Origin of the sequence: Clostridium sp. (assembly GCF_017888565.1) — a bacterium.
GTDB lineage: Bacteria > Bacillota > Clostridia > Clostridiales > Clostridiaceae > Clostridium.
The window spans coordinates 55902-80843 of sequence record NZ_JAGHFX010000094.1 but is presented as its reverse complement, the minus strand read 5'-3'; the positions used below and the strand labels follow the sequence as shown (position 1 = coordinate 80843).

The window sequence follows — 24942 nt, the reverse complement described above, 5'->3', positions numbered from 1 at the left end:
ATTCATTTTGAATAATACGGCACTTTAAATAATCTAATATTTAATTTCATCCTCGTTATAATTTAATACTTCTTTCCATTTATAGTTCCGACAATCATCCAAGTTATTAGCTTCGCACATAATAAAAATGATAAAACTAACGAGATACTTCTATAACCTAAGAAGTTTGTAATTATAACCATTAAGCATTCAACATATATAAATATAGAATAAACCATACTATTATTCTTATCTCTTAGAAATACAGTTCTCTCTTCAGTTTTTACCATTTCTATCTCTTCACATTTTTCTGGATTTTTTATTAATGCCATTGCTTGAATTGTATTAACTAATCCGGCTACACCAAGCCCACATCCTAAACCAAAAAACATAGGATTTGCCTCATTACTATTTCCTTCAATTATAAACCCTGTAATTAGTAAGCTAGCACCTATAACTAAAATAATTACACTAAATATTAAATTCTTTTTCATATATTTCATTACTATTCCTCCTCAAAAATAAATACTTTTTCAATTGTACTATCAAATATAACAGCAACCTTATGGGCAAGATATATTGATGGGTTATACTTACCATTTTCTAATGATATTATCGTTTGTCTACTAACTCCACAAGCCTTAGCTAATTCTTCTTGTGTCATGTTACTTTGCTTTCGTAAATCCTTAATAATGTTTTTCATACTCTCTTAAAGTACAGTTTACTTTACATTTAAACTTATACTTTTCCAAACCTCCTTTTTATCAACATCCCTAATGTAAAACTCGCTTTACACCTAAAAGTATAGTATACTTTACATTAATAGTCAATACTCAAAGGAATATTTTTATAATACTCTACTAACCCATCAAATGAAGCAATTGGTATATCTTTTACGCCTCTATTTTTTAACTCATTGAGAACAAGCAGCCAATATTTTGATGACTCTGATGCCCTTATTCATATACAAATAACATCTTTTTTCCTTCAAGATTTACTCCAATCGCAGCGGAGGATACTTTCGAAAAAACTATGTTATCTTTTCTTACTTTAAAGTAAATAGCATCTATAAATACTATAGGATATACTGTTTCCAAAGGAGGACTTTGCCATTCTCTAATCATAGGAATTACTTTATCCGTTATATTAGAAACTAATGTTGGTGATATGTCCATTCAGTATATTTCATTTACTTGTGATGCTATATCTCTTGTAGTAATTCCTTTAGCATACATCCCAATTATTGAGTTTTCTAAATGTGAAACATCAGTCTTATGCTTTTTTACTATTTCAGTCTCAAAAGAATCTTCTATATTTCTTGGAACATCTAAATTGAAGTAGCTAAGAGTGGATTTCATAGTTTTTCAGCTCCTTCCGTTATGGCTATTAGTTGTGGTTTTATTTTGGTAATCATGTTTATCATAACCAAGATGATTATCTAATTTTGCTTCCAGACTTTGCTGAAGTAATCCTCCAAATAAGTCTTTTAAAACATTCTGAATATTTTCAGCTGTTTAAATACTTTGACCTTTTGCTGATATTTTTATTAATTCTTCCTTTGAAAATGACATAGTCTGTGTTCCCTCCATAATTGATAATTTATTATACCATTTTCTGAAGTTTACACAGACTATTTTAAACTTTCTTTTTATATTTAATGAAATAGTTTTTAGTTACTATATTTTCAATGTCCTTAAGTGTACTTTGAACTTCATCATTATCATTTAAAACCTTAACTTCCTTAATATCAGATGTATTATCCATTATTACAAGGTATCCTTCATCTAAAGTAACACTTTCACAAATATTTTTATTATCAGTAAGGGTAATATCTATTTTTGATATATCTACACTTACTTTTTTATCTTCAGAAGGAATGTACTTACTATCATTAAAACTTCCAAATATAATTCTTTTATCATTATAAATTAATGTATCTACAGAGAAGCATTGGCTAATTGGATTTATTCCAGTAGTCCAACTTAAAATTTCATTATTTTCATTTAGTAAAAAGAGAGTAGTATGTAGTTGCTCATCTTTTTCATGTTTTTCGGCCAAAACAAGTTTTTCATTGCCAATATCTTTTGTAAGTAAAATAACTGCTTTTTCATCTGAAGTTGTTTTGCTAAAGAATCCTTCAATAGATTTTTCTACAGTTGAAGTTTTACTGCTACAACTTATTAAAAAAGAAATTAAAACTAAAGAAAAAGTACTTAAAATAAGTTTTTTCAAGTTTATCCCCCTCCCCAATTTCTATTGTTCAATTTAATATAGATTAAAATGATTTAATAGAAGTCGTAATGCATTTGAACATACATAAATCATCGCAAATATTTTTGCTTTTGCATAGCTTTTATTTTTTAAACCAATCAAAAAACAAACAATCATTTCAATAAATGCAACGAGGATAACAATAGCAAGTGAGTATCTAAATAGTTCTTGAATACTAACAGTCATTTTATTATAGCCCCCTTATTCAATTATACATAAATAATACAATTATGATTTGGTTATAACATATTTTTCTAATACTGTGCTATTCAATTTTCAAAGAACATTTGCATTGCTTAATACGCAATAATATCAATTAGTTCAGTGTAGGAAAAGAATGCAATATAAATAGCAAAAACTTATTGGACATTTTAGATTATTAAGTAGTTAATGAAAAACTGGAGTAAATATAAAAGAAATAAGAGAGTTAAGAAGCTATAGAATTATAAGATAGGATGAAAAAGCTTATCTTATTTTTTATAAATTATTTACCTAATAATTCCTATAATATATAATTATAGGTAATTATTGTGAATGAATTGGCTACAGCAAAGAAATATCTTTCTGAACTAACATGATTGAATGGAAATTCCTTGAATTTTCAGTGGGAAATTGTTTTGAGGAATTGTGTAAATTAAATAAATAGAAGCTAAAGGATATATAAAAAGTATTGAACACAGATTTATTATTGTATGTAAAAAGTAAAAATGAAGTTACAAGATATTTAGTGAAGGGGGCATTATGAAAACTAATAAAAAGAAAAAGATATTAATTACTGTGGTTTCAATTACAATTTCCTTATTAATAATAGGCGGAATATTTATAAACAAAATATTTAATAGAGTTACTAATTCACCAATAATATCTAGTAGTGATAGAAATGAAAAGTGGATAAAAGATATTGAGTTTTTAAAATATCAGCTACCAAAGAAGCATAAGAACTTATTTTTTTCATAAATCAAAAGAAGAGTTTAATGAAGAAATGGATAGTCTATTAAAAAATATATCTATTTATACAGATGAAGAAATAAAAGGTGAGTTAGTTAGACTAATAGTATCAATAAATGATAGCCATACAAGTGTAGGATTAGTTAATAATACGATATATCCATTAAAATTTTTTGAGTTTGAAGAAGGAATTTATTTAATAGATGGATCATTAGAGTACAAAGATTATTGGGGAAATAAATTAATAGCTATAAATGGCCATGAAGTAGAAGAAGCTAAAGAAATGCTTAAACCTTATATAGCAAAGGACAACAATGCCATATTTAAGGACGAATTTTCAGCAGCATTAAGTAATTTTAATTTACTGACTTTTAGTGGACTAGCTGATAGTGATGAAATAACATATACATTTACTAATGGAGATGTTGTTATTAAAGCTATATCAAATGAAGAGCTTAAAGATATATTACTTATATCAGATTATAATGGAACTGATACATTGCCACTATCAAAACAAAATAAAAGTGATATGTATTGGTTTAAATATATAGAAGATAAAAATATAGTTTATGTTAAATATAATTTATGCATGAATATAGATGGATATTCATTTAAAGACTTTACTAAGGAGGTCTTTGAAGGTGTTGATAAAAATAATCCAGAAAAGTTGATAATAGACTTAAGAGATAATAGTGGCTATTGGTTTTTATGCTTTCACTTTTTCTAAAAACTTGCATTTGGATGTAAAGATAGAATTATTGATAAATATAATTGGGGTTGTCTTGATTTTTATCGGAGAAATTATAAAAATTGCAAATAATATTAAAAAGATAGGGAAATTAAGTTCCTCAATTTAATTCTTAATATTAATATATCACGAAAATAAAATCAAATATTAATATTAAATTATTAAGATACCGCATTATTAAAAAATTAATATGCGGTATTTTTATTTTCAATTAGAAATTACTGTGAAGCAATTAAGGAGATTTGATTTTTTTAAGTTCAATAATAGGGATTTAAAAAGTGATATAATTGCATTATATAGCGAGTAAAAAATAGAGTTTTGTAGAGTGACAAATACTTTTGACATGAGCAAAATGGGCAATATCAAATACTTTTGATGGTAAAAATACATTTGAGGTCTTAGACTGATGTTACTTTTGTTAGCGACAGGTGCAGGTTTATTGGCAATGGTGGTAGCAGTCATTATGGAATCTCTATTATAAGTATTAAATTATGGTTTTCATTCATATTGGATAAATTAATTAATATTTATAAAATAAATGCAATTAATTAATAACTCAAAAACAACCAATTCACCCCTTTTTATAACAAAATAAAAATATTTTTTATTTTGTAATTCAATAATATATAAATAATAATATATTATTTATATATTATTATTTATAGGAGGAACTATATCTATGAGTTATTGCTTTGAAGATATTGTAGCAATTAGTATAATTTCAGATCCTGTTAATAGAATTAATAATAAACCAGCTTTAGAAGAGTTCTTGCGAAAGATTTCATTAGAACAAGAAACATATATTAAAATATTAGAATTAACTTTTGAAGCTGAGCCAATATTTAAGACATTTATTTATCAAAATAGTCTTTTTAGAGTTCAAATTGATGGACTAAATACTAGCAATCCGTATAAAAGAAGAGTTGTAGGTACTAGATTAGTTGAAAGAGAAGATAGTTATAGGGTTTTATACGACTTATATTATAATGATAGTTTCATTGAAAATGTTTTTTTGTACAGAAAAGTATAGTAGAAAATACTGATATTAGATAGATTTACTTTTATAGTAATCTATTTATTATTTTAAAGTAATACTATTACAAACTAAACTGATTTTTGACAATTGATAATGCGATATTAAGAAATATGTTATAATTAATTCGTAATAATATTAAAAAGTCAGTTAGCTATTTATTAAGCTAACCAAAGAAGGAATTTATGGAGGAAATAGGCAATGCTTATAAGAAGGTATGAAACATCAGATTGTAAGGAGTTAGCGGAATTGTTTTATAATACAGTACATTCAATTAATGCAAAAGATTATACAGAAGAACAGTTAAATGTATGGGCAACAGGGAATATAGATTTAGAGAAATGGAATAAATCCTTATTGTCTCATTTTTCAGTTGTTGCAGTTGAAGATGGTATTATAGTTGGCTTTGGAGATATAGATGAGACAGGATATCTTGATAGGCTATACGTTCATAAGGAATATCAATATCAGGGGATTGCTTCTGCAATTTGTGCTAAATTAGAATACATTTTTGATGTAGAAAAAATAACTACACATGCTTCAATTACAGCAAAGCCTTTTTTTGAAAAACGAGGGTACAAAGTTATTAAGAAACAGAACGTAGAAAGAAATGGGCTTCTTTTAGAAAATTATGTTATGGAAAAAGAACAAATTTCATTTGGTCATTGCATTTAGAGAAATTATTTTAAACTATTATGAAAATAAAATTAGATATAAATAAATGATTATACCGTAGTATTCAAAAATTGATATACGGTATTTTTTATTGCGCAATTTAGAAATTTTACTTATTAAAAATCCTCAATTTTCTCATTTTTACCCTTTAGAATCTTCGTTAAATAAATTGATTTGTAAAACTCTACTTAAGTTCACATTTAAATAATAAGACGCATAATGTATAAGTGTATAAATTTTTAGGAGATTAAAATGGAGTTTAAGGGAAGTAAAACAGAACAAAATCTTTACAAGACCTTTGCTGGAGAATCTAGAGCAAGAACTAAGTATACCTTATATGCTGAAAAAGCAAGATTAGATGGATATCAATGGGTTGGAGAAATATTTGATGAAACTTCAGGAAATGAATTAGCTCATGCAAGAGAAGTATTTGGAACATTTCTAAAAAGGATAGGCTGTACTAAGGATAACCTATTAGATTGTATTTTAGGCGAAAAAGATGAATATGAAAATTCATATAAAAAGTTTGAAGAAGATGCAAGAAGTGAAGGTTTTAATGAAATAGCAGACTTCTATAAAGAATTAGCTGAAACAGAAGAAAATCATGCTAAAAGATTTAAAGCTCTATATGATAAGCTTGAAGATGGAACTATGTTTAGAGGTCCAGAAGGCTCATTGTGGGTATGTATGAATTGTGGGTATATCCATGAAGGTGAGGAAGCACCTTTAGTTTGTCCTCTTTGTAAATATCCAAGAGCATACTTTAAACCATACTGTAAAGTTACAAATGTTTAAGGGGGAAAGTTATGTTTATATCAATACCTAAGGAGTTTTTTGTACCAGTATTATTTAGTGAAGATTTTAGATATAATTTCGAAACAGATTCAATGGAATATGATACAGAAAGAAAGACAAGAGAGTTTAGTATCCCAAATAGTAGAGCAAAGTTAGCTGATATAGAATATAGTATATCTAGAAATTCTAGAGGAGAAATCGAAGAACTTTTAAAAAGTGAATTAAAAAATATAGAAGAAGAGATTTTAGAAGAACAAATTTCAAATTATGTAAAAGGATTTATGAGATATATGGAAGAACTCAGAGAAGCAGGTTGCCTTGATATGAGTGAAAGAGAGCGCTTAAAATTACTTAATCTACATGTCAATAAATTTAGAGAATTATATAATAATTATAAAGAGGTTATTTCAAATATAAGAACACCTTTATCAAAGGCAGATATAGATGGAATGATAGATTATTATATTGGAAAAATTGAAGATATTTACAATGAACATTTAGCATCATTAAATTGTAAGGATTTAAACTATGATGCTATTGCAAAAACAATTAATGAAATAGTTAATGATGCAAAGGAAATATTAAGAGAACAGATAAAAAATTTAAATTGTAAATTAATAAATAAAGAAGAAGTTTGTAAAATTGATAAAGAATTAGAAGACGACTTTAAGCATGAGTCAGATATGTATAATACGATAGATAATGAATTTGTACAAGAGAGCAAAAAAAATATTAATAATAGAGTTATAGAAGAAAATGAGTTTGTAAGAGCAATAAAGAAGAATAGGCTAATAGATAATGAATCTATTGATATTAAATCAGTAGAGAATAATAATTTAATAGAAAATAATAAACTTATAGAAGAAAGTGAAATAGAAAATGATAAATCTATAAAGGAAAATGACATTAAAATCAAAGCAGAGGAAAAAGGTGTATCTATAGAAGAAAGAGATACTATGACGATAGAAAATAAAACTAAAATAGAAGATAATGGTGAAAAAGATAAGAATGTTTGGGCAGAAAACAATGTTAAAGAAGAAAATAAAATTGTAGAAGAGACTAAGAGTTTGCAATAGTTAGGTGAAGTTAAACTTAGATAGTATAATGAGAGGTGGTTAATTGCCATATAGAGATTTAATTAAAAATCAATATAACGAAATTAATAATTTGACTAATTTACTTGGTTCTATGGTCAACTCTTATAGACTATTAATTGGTGGAGCAAATGAATTAAATAATATATCAGAAGCTAAAAAAAGCCATGTAAGGGATGCTGTAGACAGAGCAGATGAGTTAGGGGATATAATAGATGAAATAATAAAAACATTAGAGGAATGTAGTGGTTCTTATACAAAGTATTGTAAGATAAAGAAACAGTATATAGATGAAAAAACAAATAAAGATAATATATTAACAGAGATAGATTATGAATTAGAGTTTAATAATTCAGAAAGAGAAGATGAAGAATAAAAAAATAAAGCTATTCCAATATTAATTGAAATAGCTTTTTTGTTTTTACTATATTTGTGACTAAAGTTTCTTTAATTTAAATGAACTTACCATAAGATAAGATCCTAGTATTAGAAGTATAATTGGAATCCATGGAGTTAATCTATGGTTTAGTGTAAAAAATACAAAAACAGCCATGAAACTTCCTGCAATAGTTATAGGAATTCCAGTAAAAACTCCGTCAAATGTGGAAGTATTATACCTAGCTAATCTGTAAGCTCCACATATAGGGAAAGCTAATAATACAGCAATACCTATTATTCCAGCTGGTCCTACCTTTGATAAATCATACATTAAGAATGTAAGTATAGATGGTGCAACTCCGAAGGAAACTAAATCAGCTAGTGAATCTAACTCTTTTCCTAGTTCACTAGACACATTTAACCATCTTGCTACTCTTCCATCATATCTATCTACAAGTGCTGCTATTATTATAAAGAAGCAGGCAAATAAATAATTTTTTTCAAAAGTGTATAAAATAGATATTATGCCACATGATAAATTAATAAATGTAAAAACATTTGGAATACAACTTTTTTTCATAAAATCACTCCTGGTTTTTTAAGACACAAAGGTTATTAACTTCTTTAATGTCTTATTATCAATGCAATATTATATCATATATTTCTATTAAATATAAGATATTTGAAGATTAATTTGATTATTAAGATAAAATTAAGAAATAAGGATAATATTTAATTTGATTTATATGTAAAATATAGTAATATACTATATATACTTATTGTATGGAATTATAGAGTTTTTATAATTGGAATATAATATAAAATTAACCTAGGAGGGGTAATGTGAAAAAGGTAAAATTTATTTATAACCCATATTCAGGAGAAAATCTAATATTAGATCAGCTAGATAAGGTTATAAAAATACACCAAGAAGCAGGATACACGATTGTCCCATATAGAATAGATAAAGAAGTGGATGTTATAAATGCTTTTAATGATTTTAAGGAAAATAGCTACTATTACATTTTAATTGCTGGTGGAGATGGAACAATAGACAATGTAGTTAATGCAATGACTAAGTGTGGAGTTTCAGTTCCAATAGGAATATTACCAGTTGGAACAGCTAACGATTTTGGAAAATTTTTAGGAATGCCTTCAGATGTTTCAAAAGCATGCAGACAAATATTATCTTCAGAAGTTACAGCAGTAGATTTAGGAAGTATAAATGATAAGTATTTTGTAAATGTCGCTAGTACAGGTCTATTTACAGATGTTTCACAAAAAACAGATGTAAATTTAAAAAATACAATTGGTAAACTTGCATACTATTTAAAGGGACTGGAGGAACTACCGAATTTTAGAAAACTTGATATAAAAATCAAGTCAGATGAAATTGAATATGATGGTAAGATGTATTTCATGCTAGTATTCAATGGGCAAACAGCTGGTAATTTTAAATTAGCTACAAGAGCAGATGCAACAGATGGACAGCTTGATGTTATAATATTTAAGGCTATACCTATAATAGAATTAATACCTCTATTTGTTAAAGTACTTAAGGGTGAGCATCTAGATTCAGATAATGTTATTTATTTTAAAACAAATAATTTATATATTGAATCTAAGGAAGATATCGGAACAGATATCGATGGAGAAAAAGGACCAGAGTTTCCACTTCATATAAAATGTATAAAAGGCGGCTTAAAAATTTTAGGCGTAAAATAATATAAAACTAGAATAAAATCAGATTTTTTTTAATAATTATAAGTAGCAGTAATATAAAAAGGTAGGAGTAATAATTGTTAGAGTTTAGCTATTTATGTCTTTTGTTATTTATAATTACATTTATTTTATATCTAGAAAAAAAGAATATAGATTTATCACCAAAGAAAATTAGACTATTTATAAGTATTTCATTAATGCCAATAATATTAAGGTGCTTAGTTTTATTAGGTGGAGTAATAATAGAAAAACAAGGAATAATATATTTTTTGAGATACTATGTCTTACTTAATTACTTTAGTATACCTTTAATTATAATTTCAGCTTTATACATCTTCTTAAGAAATGAAAAGTTAAAGTTTAATAGAAATTATATTTTTATGATAATTTTAGGTGTACTGTATGTTGGGTTAGTATATACATATAAATTTAGTATAAGTATAACTAATAAGTTTGGATTTATTATTTCCTTAGAAAATGGTATGATACCAATTTTAATATATTTAATTATATTAGCTTCTTTAGCAGTATTTATATTAATTAATTTGGATAAGCCATTTTGTAACAAAGTTGGGATGAGACTGCTTCTAGTAAGTTTAATTTTATATATCGTAGAATACATTTTGTTATTAGGTGGGATAAGCATATATCCCTATCCAATAATTGGTGAAGTATTAATATTATTTTGTTTACTTAAATCTATATCTACATTTAAATAATTTTTAAAATAGAAAATAATTATAATCGAAATGAGAAATTCAAAATTAATTAAAAAATTTTTATCTTAATTTTAAAAGGAACTGTTATAGGACAGGTCCTTTTTTGTTGCTTATAGATAGTAGTATAACATTTTTTCAGAAATTGAACTCTAATTTTTGAGTATAAAATTGTCTTTAATTTTAATTCTACATTTTTCATTTTGCATTCTTAAAAAGGTTGCCTTTTTGGGGTATTTTAATATAATATAGTATTGGAGATTGTATGTATAATAAAATGAAATAATATTTATTCTAAATAAATAAGGGGTGAATTTAAAATGGAGGGTGTCCCTCAGAGTAGTAACTTATTAAAATTGAATATTAGAGTTTTAGAGGAGATAGACTTCATTATAAATTAATCTTAGTATAGTTAATTCATTGTCTACTCTTCTAAAAGTGAGGAGGAAAAGATATGAAAAGACTATCAGTATTTCTATATACAAATATCTTAGGGAGAAAGATGTATGACGAGTTTGATGAAAGCCTTGGAGAACTTAAAGATATTTATGTAACTACTGAAGATGGATATCCAAGGGTAATTGGCTATAAAGTCAAAAGAGATGGATATACTTTTCACTATGAGTTTAGGAGCATTAATTTTTATCAACAAGACAATAGGATAAAAATAGTTACAAGAGGCAGCAAAGAAATACTCCCAAGAACATATTCTTATCTTTTATCAGAGCATCTACTAGACAAGAAAATAGTAGATATTAATGGTAAGCAAGTAGTTAGAGTCGATGATTTAAGAATAGCTGAAATTGCAGGAGAATATAGGGTAATAGCAGTTGAAACTGGTCCTATGGCAAGATTTAGAAGAATGAATTGCGCAAAGTTTGGTAGCTTTATCTATAAGATGCTTAGAAAAGACTATGAAGATAGAGTTTTAATGTGGGATGATGTTGAGTCATTAGAAATGGTAGATAATAATTTAAAAATATCAGTACCATATAAAAAGCTTTCAACTCTACATCCAGCAGACTTAGCAGATATATTAGAAAACTTAGATGCAAGTTCAAGAAAACAAATATTTGAATCATTAGATGAAGATTTAGCAGCAGATACATTAGAAGAAATTGAACCTGAATATAAAGGTAGCATTATAAAAGACTTAAGTGAAACAAAGGCAGCTGAGCTTTTGGAAAACATGCCAAATGATGAAATTGCAGATATTCTTGATGATCTAGATGATGAGGAAAGAGAAAAGATCCTTGTGAATCTAGAAAAAGAAGATGCAGATGAAGTTAAGGAATTGTTAAGGTATGAAGATGAAGCTGTTGGTAGTATAATGAGTACAGATTTTATTTCATTTAATTTAGATATAACAGTTGGTGAGATAATTGATATATTAAGAGAAATGGAAGAACTTGAAGAAGATGAGATTTATAGGATTTATATTACCGATGAAGAAGATAGAATAATAGGAGATATAAGTCAAATAGATTTAATATTAAATAAACCTAGTGTTAAAGTTAAAGATATAATGAATGAAAATATTAATGTAATTAGACATGATGTTAATATAGATGAAGCAATAGAAATTACAGCTAAGTATGATTTATTAGCTATACCAGTAATTGATGAAGAATACAAATTAATAGGAGCTGTCAACACTCATGATTTAATAGATGAAATTTTGTATCCAGTTTGGAAGAAAAAGATAAGGTAGAGAGTTAAGTGGGTTGACAATCAAGGCTTGAAGAATATAATGATAATATAAAACTTACTGAAATACTCAGAATTAAAAACTAAGAAAAAGAAGAGTAGTATAGAGGAAGGTTACAGAAAGAAAAGAAGGATGAGAGCTTTTTACCTGAAATTTATATGAAGTGCACTTTGGAGTTGAAGTTTGAAATACAGTAGAACTTTCCGGTATCATCCGTTACAATGATAATGCATTATTTGCATTTATGAGTGAGATTAATTTATTAATCTAATTAGAGTGGAACCACGGAGTTAACTTCGTCTCTATATTGTTAGAGGCGAAGTTTTTAATTTATAATAGTTAATAAAACAGTATAAAAATTAAATTATATATTGATATAGTAACTAAGTTTATTTTTTGAAAATAAGCTCAAATAGCAGGAGGAAAAGATGATATATAACGGCATATTAGATTTAGTAGGTAATACTCCTATACTAAAATTAAATAATCTAGTTGATGAAAATAGTGCAGAGGTTTATGTTAAATTAGAAAAATATAATCCAGGTGGAAGTGTTAAGGATAGAGCTGCTTTAGGAATGATTGAGAAGGCAGAAAAAGAAGGATTATTAAAAGAAGGTTCAATAATTGTAGAGCCAACAAGTGGTAATACAGGTATAGCTTTAGCTATGCTTGGGAGAGTAAAGGGATATAAGGTTATAATTATAATGCCAGATAGTATGAGTAAAGAAAGAAGAGATTTAATAAGAGCTTATGGAGCAGAACTGATACTAACTGATGGAGCAGAGGGAATGAATGGGGCTATAGAAAAGGCAAAAGAACTTGCTAAGCAAGATAATTATTTTATGCCTCAACAATTTGAAAACTTAGCAAATTCAACAAAGCACTATGAGACTACAGCAGAAGAGATATGTTTAGACCTAAGTGATTTAGATGCTTTTGTTGCAGGAGTAGGAACTGGTGGAACTGTAACAGGAGTTGGGAATAAACTAAAAGAGAAGATGAAAGGAATTAAAGTTATTGCAGTAGAGCCACTTAAATCACCAGTATTAAGTGGAGGAAGGGCAGGAGCTCATAATATACAAGGACTTGGTTCAGGTTTTATACCAGAAATATATAATCCAAAGTGTATAGATGAAATAATAAAGGTTTCAGATGAAGATGCATTTAAGATGACGAAAGAATTTGCAGAAAAAGAAGGAATATTACTAGGTATATCATCAGGAGCAGCTATATTTGTAGCACTTCAAGAAGCTAAAAGACTTGGTAAGGGTAAAAAAGTCTTAGTAATAGCACCTGATGGAGGAGAAAAATATATATCAATGGGGATTTACGATTAAAATTAGTAATAAGTAATTTTAACAAAGGGAGGAAAATAGCTGTGTTTAAAAATTTAAGTTATGATATAAATAATATATTAGAAAGAGACCCAGCTGCAAGAAGTAAAATAGAAGTACTTTTGTTATATCCTTGCATTCATGCATTAATTGCATATAGAATAGCACATTTTTTCTATAATCATAAAAGATTCTTTTGTGCTAGATTATTATCACAATTAGCTAGATTTTTTACTGGAATAGAAATTCATCCAGGTGCTAAAATTGGAAAAGGACTATTTATAGATCATGGTATGGGAGTAGTAATTGGAGAAACAAGTGAAATAGGAGATAATGTTACTATATATCACGGAGTTACTTTAGGTGGTACTGGAAAAGAAAAAGGAAAGAGACATCCAACAGTAGAAGATGACGTAATAATTGGAGCTGGAGCAAAGGTATTAGGTCCAATAACTTTAAAAAAGGGGTCTAGAGTGGGAGCAAATACTGTAGTTTTAAAGGAAGTGCCTGAAAAAGCCACTGTTGTTGGTTGTGCAGGAAGAAATATCATTAAAAATGTTAATGATATAATTGAAGTAATAGATGAAGATGGAAATAAAAAAACAATATATAACAACATGGTTATATAAAATATATAATAATATTATTATATAGAGGTTTATTGTTATATAAGGGTTAATTATTATATAAGGGTTAATTATTATAGATGATATTGACTACTAAGATAATTTAATTATAAACGGAGTTAGATATTATATAAAAAATTATAATATAAAAAAGAGAGTATGATTATATAGAATTAATATGTTATGTAATATAATTATATAGAGGTTTGTTATGAGAAAAGAAGACATAGTTAATTATTGTAACTCTTTGGGATTAGACACTTTAGGATTTATAAAATGCAGAGAGTTTGTAGAACTTAGGGACTTCTTTTATAAAAGAAGACAACAAGGTCTTGAAAATGAGTTTGAAGAAAAAGATATTGAAAAGAGGATAAATCCTTTTAATTATATGAAAGAGGGGAAAACTATTATATCAATAGCTTTCCCTTATCTTCATGATATAGATTATTTTGATAATGGTTTTTCAGTTTATACAAGAGGGAAAGATTATCATAAAGTAGTAAAATTATATTTAAGTAAAATATGTGAATACATAGAAAGTATTGGTGGAAAAGCTAATTCATTTGTTGATAGCAACTTTTTACCTGAGAGATATATAGCTTATTTAGCAAAGGTTGGATTTATAGGTAAGAATAATATGATTATTACAGAAAAGTATGGATCATATGTATTTTTAGGAGAAATAATAACAGATTTAGAAATAAATTGTGATGATGAAAGAAACTTTAATGAAATTACTCTTTTTAAAGAGTGTGGAGAATGTGATAAATGTTATAAAAGTTGTCCAAGTAAATCTATAAATGCATATAAAAAAAATAGTAATATATGCGTTTCATATTTTACGCAAAAGAAAGATTTAGAGGATAAACACATAAAATTATTAAAGGGAAGGGTTTTTGGCTGTGATAGTTGTCAAAACTGTTGTCCATATAATGAAGATATAAGTTTTTCAAGTATAAGTGATTTCTATCCTTTTGATTTTATGAATAAAGAAAATGGAATTGAGTTAGCTAATATAAATACTAGAGAATTTAAAGAAACATTTTTAAATACCTCTTGTGGATGGAGAGGAAAAAACGTTTTGAAGAGGAATGCTTTAATAAAAATTAGGCATAATAATGGGGATATAAGTGATATAAAAACTGACTCTCCCTATTTAAAAGATTATGTTGATAGACTTTTAAATAGTAATAAAATATAATATTACATATAACAATAGGAAGTGAGGGAGATTAATGTTATCACCAACATTAGTAAAGGTAATAAATGTATTACCAGAATCATTAGTAGTAAAGATAACAAAAGGTATTGTAAACAAATATTTTAAAAAGTATGCAAATATTAAAATAGAAGGTTTTGAAAATATAGAAAAAGCAATTGGGCCTAAAATATTTATATGCAATCATTTAAGCAATGCTGATGGGTTAATATTAGATAAGGTACTTAGAGAAAAGTATGATCCAACATTTGTTGCAGGAGTAAAACTTTCAAATGATCCTATAACAAGATTAGGAACAGTTATGATTAAAAATGTTGGTATTAAGCCTAACTCAGCAGATAAAGAGGCTATTACAAAGATAGTTAAGCTTGTTAGAGGAGGAGAAAACTTAGTTATTTTCCCAGAAGGAACAAGAAGTAGAACTGGATCAATGATTGAAGGAAAAAAAGGAATACTGCTAATGGCAAGGCTTACAAAGGCTCAAATAATACCAATTGGGATGTATGGAACTGAAGTTCTTTTACCTATAAATAAAGATGGTGATATGGGTGGAGAAAAGTTTAATTATGCAGATGTAAATATTAAAATTGGTGATCCTATTGCACTACCAGTAAAAGAAAAGGATGAAGATAAACACCAATTTGATGAAAGATCCATGCTATATATAATGAAGTCTATTGCTAACTTGCTACCTGAAAAATATAGAGGAGTATATAAATAGGTGATTTTATGAAGCAAAGAACAAAAACAATACTAGAGACATTAAAGGAAGATTATCCAGATGCAAAGTGTGAATTGAATCATGAATCTGCTTTTCAGCTTTTAGTTGCGACTATATTATCAGCTCAAACAACTGATAAAAAAGTAAATGAAGTAACTGAAACTTTGTTTAGGGATTATCCAGACTTAGATGCTTTTTTAACTCTTACAGTGGAAGAACTAGAAGAAAGAATAAAACAAATTGGATTATATAGAAGTAAAGCAAAAAATCTAATAATGATGTGTAATCAGCTTAAAGAAAAGTTTAATGGAGAAGTGCCAAATACTATGGAAGAAATAACTTCATTAGCTGGAGCAGGTAGAAAAACTGCAAATGTAGTTTTATCAAATGCTTTTGGAGTACCATCTATAGCTGTTGATACTCATGTATTTAGAGTTTCAAATAGGTTAGGACTTGCAGATTCTGATAATGTATTAGAGGTAGAAAAACAACTACAAAAAGAACTACCTAAAAAGGAATGGAGCTTAGCCCATCATTTATTAATTTTTCATGGAAGAAGATGCTGTATTGCTAGAAATCCAAAATGTGAAATTTGTAATTTAACAAAGCAATGTAAGTATTATAAGGAAGTTAAGAAAAAAGAAATTAAAAAGAAAGAATCAAAAAAGAAATAAGTAAAAAAGTTATAAAGCTAAATTGAGTTTGAAATTAAGTCTAAGTAATTAGATATATAGATTTAAGTTAACATAAACTTAGAGTAATTTTGAATTAATTTTATAATGAGCTTAAAAATAAGTTCGTGAATATAAGTATAAAGGTTTCTACATAAATAAATATATATAATCATAAAAAGATATAAAATTTAAATATAGTAAGATAGATATAGGATTTATTAGTTAGTTTAATAACTAATAAATCCTATATATTTTTTTATTTTTAAAGAAATTAGATTAACTTTAAATTTAATGATAATTTTATGAGAATAATGATATTCATAGTCTGAGAGTGAAATTTTAATTTTAAGTTTACTTTTATTACTTTAATCATAGATTGTATAGTGATATAATAATTAAAGATTTAAATGAGTAAATTTTATAGTAAAATGGAGGACTTGTTATGAAAGTTGGAGTTTTAATGGGGGGAATATCTTCAGAAAGAGAAGTGTCGTTAAATAGTGGAAACTCTATGATGCAACATATAAATAAGGAAAAGTATGAAGTTATTCCAGTTATTATAGATAAGAAGGAAGATGTAATAGAAAAAGTAAAAGATATAGATTTTGCATTACTAGCTTTACATGGAAGATTTGGAGAAGACGGTACAGTTCAAGCTGTATTAGATACTTTAGGAATACCATACTCAGGTTGTAATACATTAAGTAGTTCATTATGTATGGACAAGGATTTAACAAAAACTATCTTAAAAGCTAATGGAATAAGAACTGCAAGATGGCTAAATGTTAGAGCAGTAGAAGAAATTGATTATGCTGCAATAGAAGAAATGGGATATCCAGTATTTATAAAGCCAACTAATGGTGGCTCAAGTGTTGCAACATTTAAAATAACAAAAAAAGAAGATGTTGAAAATGCAGTAAGGGAAGGCTTAAAGTGGGACAATGAAGTTATGATTGAAGAGTTTATAAAGGGTGATGAAATAACTTGTCCTGTATTTGAAAATGAAATGTTCCCAGTACTTGCTATAAAAGCTAAAACTGATTTTTATGATTATGAACAAAAATATTCAGCTAATGGAGCTGAGCATTACGCAATAAATTTAGAAAAAGACATTCACAGTGAAGTAGAAAAGATGGCTCTTGACACATATAAGGCTTTAAAATGCTCTGTATATGCTAGAATTGATATGATAATTACAGAAGAAGGAGTTCCATATGTATTAGAAGTAAATACTTTACCAGGTATGACAGCAACTAGCCTTTTCCCTCAAAGTGCAGGAGAAAAAGGAATAAGCTATTCTAAATTTATAGATATGATAATAGAACATTCATTAAAGAAATAGAACTATAGTAGATAGGTATGATTTTTAAGTGGAAAGTCATACCTATTTTTTATTGAGCTCTGTTTTAAATCAGTATCAATAATGAAGAATATAAAAGCTGATAGATCAGCTCGTTCGCTTTTCTTTTTAATATTAATACTTTAAAGTTTTTAGTCATCATCAGGTAAGCTCTATATAATAAATAAGGGGAGCTATATAGATAATACTATTGTATATAGCAACATTCAGTTAAAGTAGAGATTTATATTAATTTCACATTTAATTTGAGTATTTTCCTAAAATTTAAAACGTATAATAAAGTGAAGTTAATATATATATTAATATAATAGGAGGAATTGTAATGAATTTCATTTTCTTAGTTTTACTTGGTTCTGTCTTAGGTTTAATCTTTGCAGCTTATCAAGCATACTCAATATTAAAAGAAGATGAAGGTGATGAAAAGGTAAAAAGTATTTCAACTAAGATCAGAAAAGGAGCAAATGCATATCTGGCAAGGCAATATAAAGGAGTGGCTATATTTTTTGTTTTAATGTTTATTATCTTTTTAATATTAAGCATCTTTGATTTTGTATCAATATTTGTGCCTTTCTCTTTTGTAATTGGAGGGTTTTTATCAGGGCTTAGTGGGTTTATTGGAATGAAAGTTGCAACAAATGCAAATGGAAGGACAACTACTGCAGCTAAAAAAAGCTTAAATGAGGCATTGAAAGTTTCTTTTAAAAGTGGATCTGTAATTGGTATAGTGGTTGTTTCTCTAGGATTACTTTATATAGGACTTGGATATTTCTTCTTAGATTGGTATTATAGGGATTTAGCTGAAGCAGAGCGTGTAGTTCAAATTACAACTAATATACTAACATTTGGTATTGGTGCATCTTCTATGGCGTTGTTTGCAAGAGTTGGTGGAGGAATATTTACTAAGGCAGCAGATGTTGGGGCAGATTTAGTTGGAAAAGTTGAAGTAGGAATTCCAGAAGATGACCCAAGAAATCCAGCGGTAATAGCAGATAATGTAGGGGACAATGTTGGGGATGTTGCTGGAATGGGAGCAGATTTATATGAATCTTATGTAGGCTCATTAGTTTCATCATGCGCTTTAGCGGTGGCAGCAGGTTTATCTACTAAGGGGATAGCGGTTCCGTTATTAGTTGCAACTTTAGGAGTAGTAGCATCTATTTTTTCTACATTTTTTGTTAAGACTAAAGAGGATGCAACACAAAAAAATCTTTTAAAGGCATTAAGAAGAGGAGTATATATATCATCAATTATTGTTGCTGTAGGATCATTCTTTATAGTTAAAACTGTAATAGGAACTGAGAATATAGGAGTTTATTTTAGTATATTGTCAGGTCTTATAGCTGGAATATTAATAGGATTTTTCACAGAGTACTATACTTCAGATAATTATAATCCAACAAAAAAATTAGCTGATATGACTAAAACTGGACCAGCAACTACTATAATAGGTGGTTTATCATTAGGAATGGTATCAACTGCAATTCCAGTTATAATAGTTTCTTTGTCAGTTTTAATAAGCTTCAAATTATCAGGTGGATCAGATGACTTCAACTTAGGATTATATGGTATAGCTATTTCAGCAGTAGGGATGTTATCGACATTAGGAATAACGCTAGCAACTGATGCTTATGGCCCAATTGCAGATAATGCAGGAGGAATAGCTGAAATGTCAAATCAAGATCCAGAAGTTAGAAGAAGAACAGATGCATTAGATTCTCTAGGAAATACTACAGCAGCAACAGGAAAAGGATTTGCTATAGGATCAGCAGCCCTTACTGCTCTTGCGTTTATAGCAGCATATAAGGATTCTATAGAAAATATGGTTAAAGGTGGAGTTTATGAATTTGAATTTAATTTGTCTATATTAAATCCTCAAGTATTAATAGGTTTATTTATTGGAGGAATGGTTACATTTTTATTTTCTTCAAAGACAATGGATGCGGTTGGACGAGCTGCTTCTAAAATAGTAGTAGAAGTAAGAAGACAATTCAAGGAAATACCTGGGCTTATGGATGGAAAAGCAGAACCAGATTATGCTTCTTGCGTTGATATTTGCACAAAATCATCTCAAAAAGAACTTGTAACAATAGCTATAATAGCAATTTTAACACCAATTTTAGTTGGATTGTTATTAGGACCAAATGGTGTAGCAGGATTATTAGCTGGTTCTACAGTAACTGGTTTTGCAGTTGCAATTATGATGTCCAATTCAGGTGGAGCATGGGACAATGCTAAAAAATATATAGAATCAGGAGTTTTAGGTGGTAAAGGATCAGATTGTCATAAAGCTGCTGTGGTAGGAGATACAGTAGGTGATCCATTTAAAGATACTACAGGACCATCAATAAATATATTAATTAAGCTTATGTCTATGGTATCAATAGTATTTGGTGCCTTAGTACTAGCTTTTGGAATGCTTTAGATTTATTATTATTTCGAGTTTAAAGAAGTACTAACTAAGATAAATTAATCTTAGCTAGTGCTTCTAAATTTTTTATATATCTATAAAATTTCAAATAATATTAGTTAAATTTTAAGGATTAAGAATCTAATAATATCTAAAATTTTTATAATATTTAAAAGTAATATAATGTTTAAAAATTACATAGCGATTAAAGTATACATAATATTAAAGTCTATATAATGATAATAAATGTAAAAATAATATTAAGAAAATATTTACAGTTATATGTTGACAGTTAATGATTACATTTGTAAACTTATATTATAAATTACGAATGTAATTAATGATGGGGGAGAGATTTATGGAAAAGTTACCTAAAATATCTGATGCAGAATGGGAAGTTATGAAAATAATATGGGCTTTAGGAGAAGCAACATCAAGTGAAATTATTGAAGATCTTAAGGGAAAGCAGCCTTGGAAAAGCACAACTGTAAAAAGTCTTATAAGTAGATTATTAAATAAAGATGCTATAAGCTTTAAAAAACTTGGAAAGGAATATTTCTATTTTCCACTTGTGTCAGAAGAAGAATGTGTTAAAGAGGAAAGCAAATCCTTTATAAAGAAAGTTTTTAATGGGTCATTAAATGAAATGATGATAAACTTTGTAAAATCAGATAATCTAACTAAAGAAGATATAAATGAGCTAAGAAGTATATTAGATGGAAAATTTATATCGGAGGAAAAATAAATGGATAGTCTTAAAATATTCGAGTATATTTTAGAGACATCTTTAGTTGGAAGCTTATGAGTAGTTTTAATTTTGGGATTAAGGCTACTACTGAAGAAGCATGTGAAAAAATCAATTATTTATTATTTATGGTTTATTTTAGTTGTAAAGCTATTAATTCAATTTAGTCCTGAAAGTAAGCTTAGTATATATAATTTTGTGGATATTAATACAAAAGAGTCTCTAACATTAGAAGGAAAAAATATTCAAAATCAAATTAATAACAAGCCTATAAGCGACATTTCAATTATACCTAATTTAGATTCCTTAGAAATAAATGATAAAACAGCTTACGAAAATAACGAAGATAGAGATATAGTAAGTGAAAGTTTGAATAATAGTATAATCACAAGTGGTAAAAATAATTTTCGGTTTAAGCAAATTTTATTCGCTATTTGGTTCATTACTTTTTCGATAATTTTAATTAAAACAATCACTTCATATATAAAATTTCAAATAAATATTTTAAGAGAATTCAAAAGATATAGCAATTATGATTTTAACATATCAATAGAAGAGGAGATAAGCCTGTTATCTATAAAGAATAAATTAAAAATAAGAATATCAAATGAAATAAGTACTCCATGTCTTTGTGGTATCATAAATCCCAAAATACTAATACCGCTTAAATTAGCTAAAAATATGAGCGAAAAGGAAAAGAAATATATAATATTACATGAATTATGCCATTATAAAAGAAAAGATGTATTTATATCATGGTTAAGTTCTTTTATAAAAGCTATACATTGGTTTAATCCTATAATATATTTAGGAATAAATATCATGAGAAGTGATTGTGAAGAAGCATGTGATGAAATGGTTTTATCAAAACTAGATAATAATGAAAATAGAGATTATGGTAATACTATTTTAAATGTACTACAATATATAAATATCAAAAGTTATAAGCCTGGGACAACATCAATAATCACAGATAAGAAAAAATTAAAAGAAAGAATAATAAGTATATCTAAAAATAAAAAATTTGGTTTCAAAACTTTAATTATTGGAGTTATTATTATAATAGTTTTAGGGGGAGTGGGCTTAACGAGTAAGATTAGCAGTACTCATATAGATGAAACAGATAAAAATAAACTAACAAGTATTAGTATTAAGGTAATGCCATCACAACCTAAACAAAAAGTAATATCTACAAAAGAAGATATAGATAGAATAGTAAATTATTTAAATTCAATAGAGGTTAAAAATAAAAAGCAAGAACTTTATAAAGGGTGGGAAATTAGCATATCAATTTCAGGAGAAGAAAATTATGATATTAGTTTTATAGATAAATATATGAGGATAAATGGAATCGAATATAAAGTAAGTAATGAAAAAGATGGATATATTGATGCAAGCAGAGTCTATCCTGAAATAGAAATAGAAATAGATACGGATGATAAAACTCTAATTGCTAAGAAACTTTTTGAAGAATATATAAAAATTCATACAACTAATTGGTTATTTAATTTAAATAATGATTTAAGAAAAGAAGCAGAAATAACGGTAGCAGATAGTAAAGTATATGATGCGATTTTATCTGAAGATGGAAAAAATATATTTACTGTTAGTATATCATATGATATAAAACTAGCAAAAGAAGGCAAGGGATGGATTGCAGGAACTGGAGTTATAGACGGAGATTGGATGAGAGAAAAATGTAATATGGTTGACATTGAAAAGATTGGTAAAAATATATACAGAATTGTAAGCATTTATAATTAATAATTTGCAACATAAATAGTCCATATAAATATTATTAAAAACTTTTCATAAATACGATGTAAAGATATTAAAAAAATAATAAATAGAAAAAATGATAAATAGAAATATTGCATTATTTAAAGTTTAAATGTGGTATTTCTTTTATTTTAATTTAGATTTATTAGAAATATTTTTGTAGCAATACTGAGATATTAATAGTTAAATAAACTATATGAATGTGTTTTAAAAAGTTGTTGTTAAAATAATTATAAAATTTGGGATAGAGTATTATTTAATTTAAAAAATTGTTTTAAAAAAGTTTATTATTTATTACTAGTGTACTTTTAGAAAATTAAGAAATATCTCAAATTAATGTAGAAATATCTTAAATCAATGAATTAATATACAATTGTTTTACATAAAAATAAAAAAATGAATGAATACTCCGACTAAATATTTAGAGAAGATAATTACAGCATTGTAAGTAAAAAATCAACAGTTATTAGTTGAAGTATACTGATATATTAATTTATAGTTAGGAAAGCTTTTTACTTTTATATAAATTGATTTTAAAGATAAGTTTTTAAATAGTAAAAGTTGGTTTAATGAATAAATCTTATAATCATTTTTGAAATCAAGTATATGCCAATTTAAATAGTTCTCTAAATACTTAGTTGCAACACCTTTAAATCTTACTAACCATCTTTTTATATTTAAGGAAAAAGTATGTATAAAGATACTATTGGAAGGTAAAGTTTTGTTTATATTTTTTATTGATAAAACGTTTGAATTCGTTAGATTGTTTGAAGCTAACTGGTTAATTACATTTAAAATAACTTGTGATGATAGTGGAAAGACAGTATGGTTATGATTTTTTGCATAGATATCAAAGTACCTATCATTATAAGCAGATATAATTGCAGATTTATCGATGTTTTGAGTAAAATTTTTGTTTATAGCTACTAAAGATATGGTTCTTCTACTAATTGCTTTTGAAATAAGTGATTTGTTACTATCCATTGCGCAAGCTATAAAGATATTTTCTTTATTATAATACTTAGCCTTTTTATCCCCTTTAAAATTTTCTTTAATAATTATTTTACTAACTTCTATATAATTTTTTAATACATTATAGTTATTTGATATTTGAGTGATTAAGAACTTATGTCTCCAATAGAAAGAAGTAGCTAAATTGATTCCTAAAATAGATGAACACTTTCTTAAAGAAAATTTGTTATTCATGAGAATTAAATATTTTAACCAAAGCTCCAAAGGCTTTTTTGAATTGCTGAATAAGGAGTTTGTTTTTTGAGAAAAGGTCTTACCGCAATCTTTATTGAGACATTTAAATCTCTGTAGTCCCCTATATTTTCCATGCTTTATAAAATTATTAGAATTACAATTAGGACAAGCTGTTATTTTCTTATCCTTTAGAATATCAATTATGGAAAGTTCATTAAGATATGATTCGACTTGCTTAAATTTATCATTAATCTCATTATTAGTTTCATCATTATCACCATTATTATTATTATTATTATTATTATTATTATTATTATTATTATTATTATAAATACATAGTGCGGATGGTACTCCCATATTTTTATCTCCTTTAATTAAAAGTTATTTGAACCAAGGTTAAAATAAATATATATATAATATATATATTTAAATTTTCAACATAAAATTTAAACTTTAATCAGGGAAGCGTGATATTTTTGAAATTAATTTTTGAAAACAACAATTTTTTAAAACAGATTACCATAGTAATAAAAAACATATATGAGTAATTAGATGTTTACTCAGAGGGCTAATTATGAAATCTTAATAGACTAATAGCAAATAAGATTTGTATATAAATTAGATATTAATTTTTAAAATTGTTTAAGGTGATTTTTTGAAAAATTATCATTATATATTTCTTATTAATTAAATTTATCTATATATTTATTAATAAATTCTATTATTAAAATTATTAATTTCTAATTTATTTATTTGTTTATGTACATAAAATTATATCAACAATATTTCAGAATTATTTATTAA

Annotated in this window: 25 protein-coding genes, 1 pseudogene and 1 other annotated feature; of the genes and pseudogenes, 19 read left to right on the top strand and 7 right to left on the bottom strand. The window is 26.5% G+C overall.

Features of this window, described 5'->3' with window-relative positions; all coding sequences use genetic code 11:
• Nucleotides 1-62 precede the first annotated feature (62 nt).
• The 5 genes and pseudogenes from J7M87_RS18215 to J7M87_RS18195 form a co-directional block, all read right to left on the bottom strand.
• Nucleotides 63-482, bottom strand: coding sequence for a hypothetical protein (locus J7M87_RS18215; RefSeq protein ID WP_291653308.1), 420 nt, complete (start codon nt 480-482; stop codon nt 63-65).
• Between the two features lie 2 nt (nt 483-484).
• Nucleotides 485-682 (bottom strand): helix-turn-helix transcriptional regulator, encoded by a 198-nt coding sequence (locus J7M87_RS18210; RefSeq protein ID WP_291653306.1) that lies wholly within the window; start codon nt 680-682, stop codon nt 485-487.
• A gap of 116 nt (nt 683-798) precedes the next feature.
• On the bottom strand, nt 799-909 hold the full coding sequence (locus J7M87_RS18205) for a hypothetical protein (protein ID WP_291653430.1): 111 nt from the start codon (nt 907-909) through the stop codon (nt 799-801).
• A 26-nt stretch (nt 910-935) separates the two neighbouring features.
• Nucleotides 936-1337 (bottom strand): annotated as a pseudogene (locus J7M87_RS18200) (transposase).
• A gap of 277 nt (nt 1338-1614) precedes the next feature.
• Nucleotides 1615-2211, bottom strand: a complete 597-nt coding sequence (locus tag J7M87_RS18195) for a hypothetical protein (RefSeq protein WP_291653304.1) — start codon at nt 2209-2211, stop codon at nt 1615-1617.
• A 780-nt stretch (nt 2212-2991) separates the two neighbouring features.
• Here J7M87_RS18195 and J7M87_RS18190 point away from each other — a divergent pair.
• From J7M87_RS18190 to J7M87_RS18160, 7 genes are all read left to right on the top strand, one after another.
• Nucleotides 2992-3207, top strand: coding sequence for a hypothetical protein (locus tag J7M87_RS18190; RefSeq protein WP_291653302.1), 216 nt, complete (start codon nt 2992-2994; stop codon nt 3205-3207).
• A gap of 25 nt (nt 3208-3232) precedes the next feature.
• A complete protein-coding gene (locus J7M87_RS18185; RefSeq protein ID WP_291653300.1) occupies nt 3233-3925 on the top strand; it encodes a hypothetical protein in 693 nt (230 codons plus the stop codon).
• Nucleotides 3926-4625: 700 nt separating this feature from the next.
• Nucleotides 4626-4976, top strand: coding sequence for a hypothetical protein (locus tag J7M87_RS18180; protein ID WP_291653298.1), 351 nt, complete (start codon nt 4626-4628; stop codon nt 4974-4976).
• A 204-nt stretch (nt 4977-5180) separates the two neighbouring features.
• The gene (locus J7M87_RS18175; RefSeq protein ID WP_291653296.1) at nt 5181-5654 is read left to right on the top strand and encodes a GNAT family N-acetyltransferase; all 474 of its coding nucleotides are present in this window, start codon (nt 5181-5183) and stop codon (nt 5652-5654) included.
• Between the two features lie 252 nt (nt 5655-5906).
• Entirely contained in the window at nt 5907-6449 is a 543-nt protein-coding gene (locus J7M87_RS18170; protein ID WP_291653294.1) for a rubrerythrin family protein, read from the top strand.
• A gap of 11 nt (nt 6450-6460) precedes the next feature.
• Nucleotides 6461-7525: a hypothetical protein gene (locus J7M87_RS18165; RefSeq protein WP_291653292.1), complete on the top strand. Its 1065-nt coding sequence runs from the start codon at nt 6461-6463 to the stop codon at nt 7523-7525.
• A 43-nt stretch (nt 7526-7568) separates the two neighbouring features.
• Nucleotides 7569-7919: a hypothetical protein gene (locus J7M87_RS18160; protein ID WP_291653290.1), complete on the top strand. Its 351-nt coding sequence runs from the start codon at nt 7569-7571 to the stop codon at nt 7917-7919.
• A gap of 60 nt (nt 7920-7979) precedes the next feature.
• On the opposite strand, the gene pssA is transcribed toward J7M87_RS18160, so the two are convergent.
• Entirely contained in the window at nt 7980-8501 is a 522-nt protein-coding gene (gene pssA / locus J7M87_RS18155; RefSeq protein WP_291653289.1) for a CDP-diacylglycerol--serine O-phosphatidyltransferase, read from the bottom strand.
• Between the two features lie 263 nt (nt 8502-8764).
• On the opposite strand from pssA, the gene J7M87_RS18150 reads away from it, so the two are divergent.
• The 12 genes from J7M87_RS18150 to J7M87_RS18095 all read left to right on the top strand — a co-directional run bounded on the left by J7M87_RS18150 (nt 8765) and on the right by J7M87_RS18095 (nt 22917).
• The gene (locus tag J7M87_RS18150) at nt 8765-9646 is read left to right on the top strand and encodes a YegS/Rv2252/BmrU family lipid kinase (RefSeq protein WP_291653286.1); all 882 of its coding nucleotides are present in this window, start codon (nt 8765-8767) and stop codon (nt 9644-9646) included.
• Nucleotides 9647-9720: 74 nt separating this feature from the next.
• Entirely contained in the window at nt 9721-10362 is a 642-nt protein-coding gene (locus J7M87_RS18145; RefSeq protein WP_291653284.1) for a hypothetical protein, read from the top strand.
• 451 nt (nt 10363-10813) lie between these two features.
• Entirely contained in the window at nt 10814-12070 is a 1257-nt protein-coding gene (locus tag J7M87_RS18140; protein WP_291653282.1) for a CBS domain-containing protein, read from the top strand.
• A 72-nt stretch (nt 12071-12142) separates the two neighbouring features.
• Nucleotides 12143-12374 (top strand) — a binding site (T-box leader).
• 121 nt (nt 12375-12495) lie between these two features.
• The gene (gene cysK / locus J7M87_RS18135; protein WP_291653280.1) at nt 12496-13404 is read left to right on the top strand and encodes a cysteine synthase A; all 909 of its coding nucleotides are present in this window, start codon (nt 12496-12498) and stop codon (nt 13402-13404) included.
• Nucleotides 13405-13445: 41 nt separating this feature from the next.
• On the top strand, nt 13446-14030 hold the full coding sequence (epsC, locus tag J7M87_RS18130) for a serine O-acetyltransferase EpsC (RefSeq protein ID WP_291653278.1): 585 nt from the start codon (nt 13446-13448) through the stop codon (nt 14028-14030).
• Between the two features lie 208 nt (nt 14031-14238).
• On the top strand, nt 14239-15228 hold the full coding sequence (queG, locus tag J7M87_RS18125; RefSeq protein WP_291653276.1) for a tRNA epoxyqueuosine(34) reductase QueG: 990 nt from the start codon (nt 14239-14241) through the stop codon (nt 15226-15228).
• Nucleotides 15229-15262: 34 nt separating this feature from the next.
• The gene (locus J7M87_RS18120) at nt 15263-15967 is read left to right on the top strand and encodes a lysophospholipid acyltransferase family protein (RefSeq protein WP_291653274.1); all 705 of its coding nucleotides are present in this window, start codon (nt 15263-15265) and stop codon (nt 15965-15967) included.
• 8 nt (nt 15968-15975) lie between these two features.
• The gene (nth, locus tag J7M87_RS18115) at nt 15976-16641 is read left to right on the top strand and encodes an endonuclease III (RefSeq protein WP_291653272.1); all 666 of its coding nucleotides are present in this window, start codon (nt 15976-15978) and stop codon (nt 16639-16641) included.
• Nucleotides 16642-17083: 442 nt separating this feature from the next.
• Nucleotides 17084-17983, top strand: coding sequence for a D-alanine--D-alanine ligase (locus J7M87_RS18110; RefSeq protein ID WP_291653269.1), 900 nt, complete (start codon nt 17084-17086; stop codon nt 17981-17983).
• Nucleotides 17984-18323: 340 nt separating this feature from the next.
• Nucleotides 18324-20423, top strand: coding sequence for a sodium-translocating pyrophosphatase (locus tag J7M87_RS18105; protein WP_291653267.1), 2100 nt, complete (start codon nt 18324-18326; stop codon nt 20421-20423).
• 343 nt (nt 20424-20766) lie between these two features.
• Entirely contained in the window at nt 20767-21153 is a 387-nt protein-coding gene (locus J7M87_RS18100; protein ID WP_291653266.1) for a BlaI/MecI/CopY family transcriptional regulator, read from the top strand.
• 72 nt (nt 21154-21225) lie between these two features.
• Nucleotides 21226-22917, top strand: coding sequence for a M56 family metallopeptidase (locus tag J7M87_RS18095; RefSeq protein ID WP_291653264.1), 1692 nt, complete (start codon nt 21226-21228; stop codon nt 22915-22917).
• Nucleotides 22918-23388: 471 nt separating this feature from the next.
• Here the strand turns inward: J7M87_RS18095 and J7M87_RS18090 are convergent, their stop codons facing one another.
• Nucleotides 23389-24495, bottom strand: coding sequence for a hypothetical protein (locus J7M87_RS18090; RefSeq protein ID WP_291653261.1), 1107 nt, complete (start codon nt 24493-24495; stop codon nt 23389-23391).
• Nucleotides 24496-24942 lie beyond the last annotated feature (447 nt).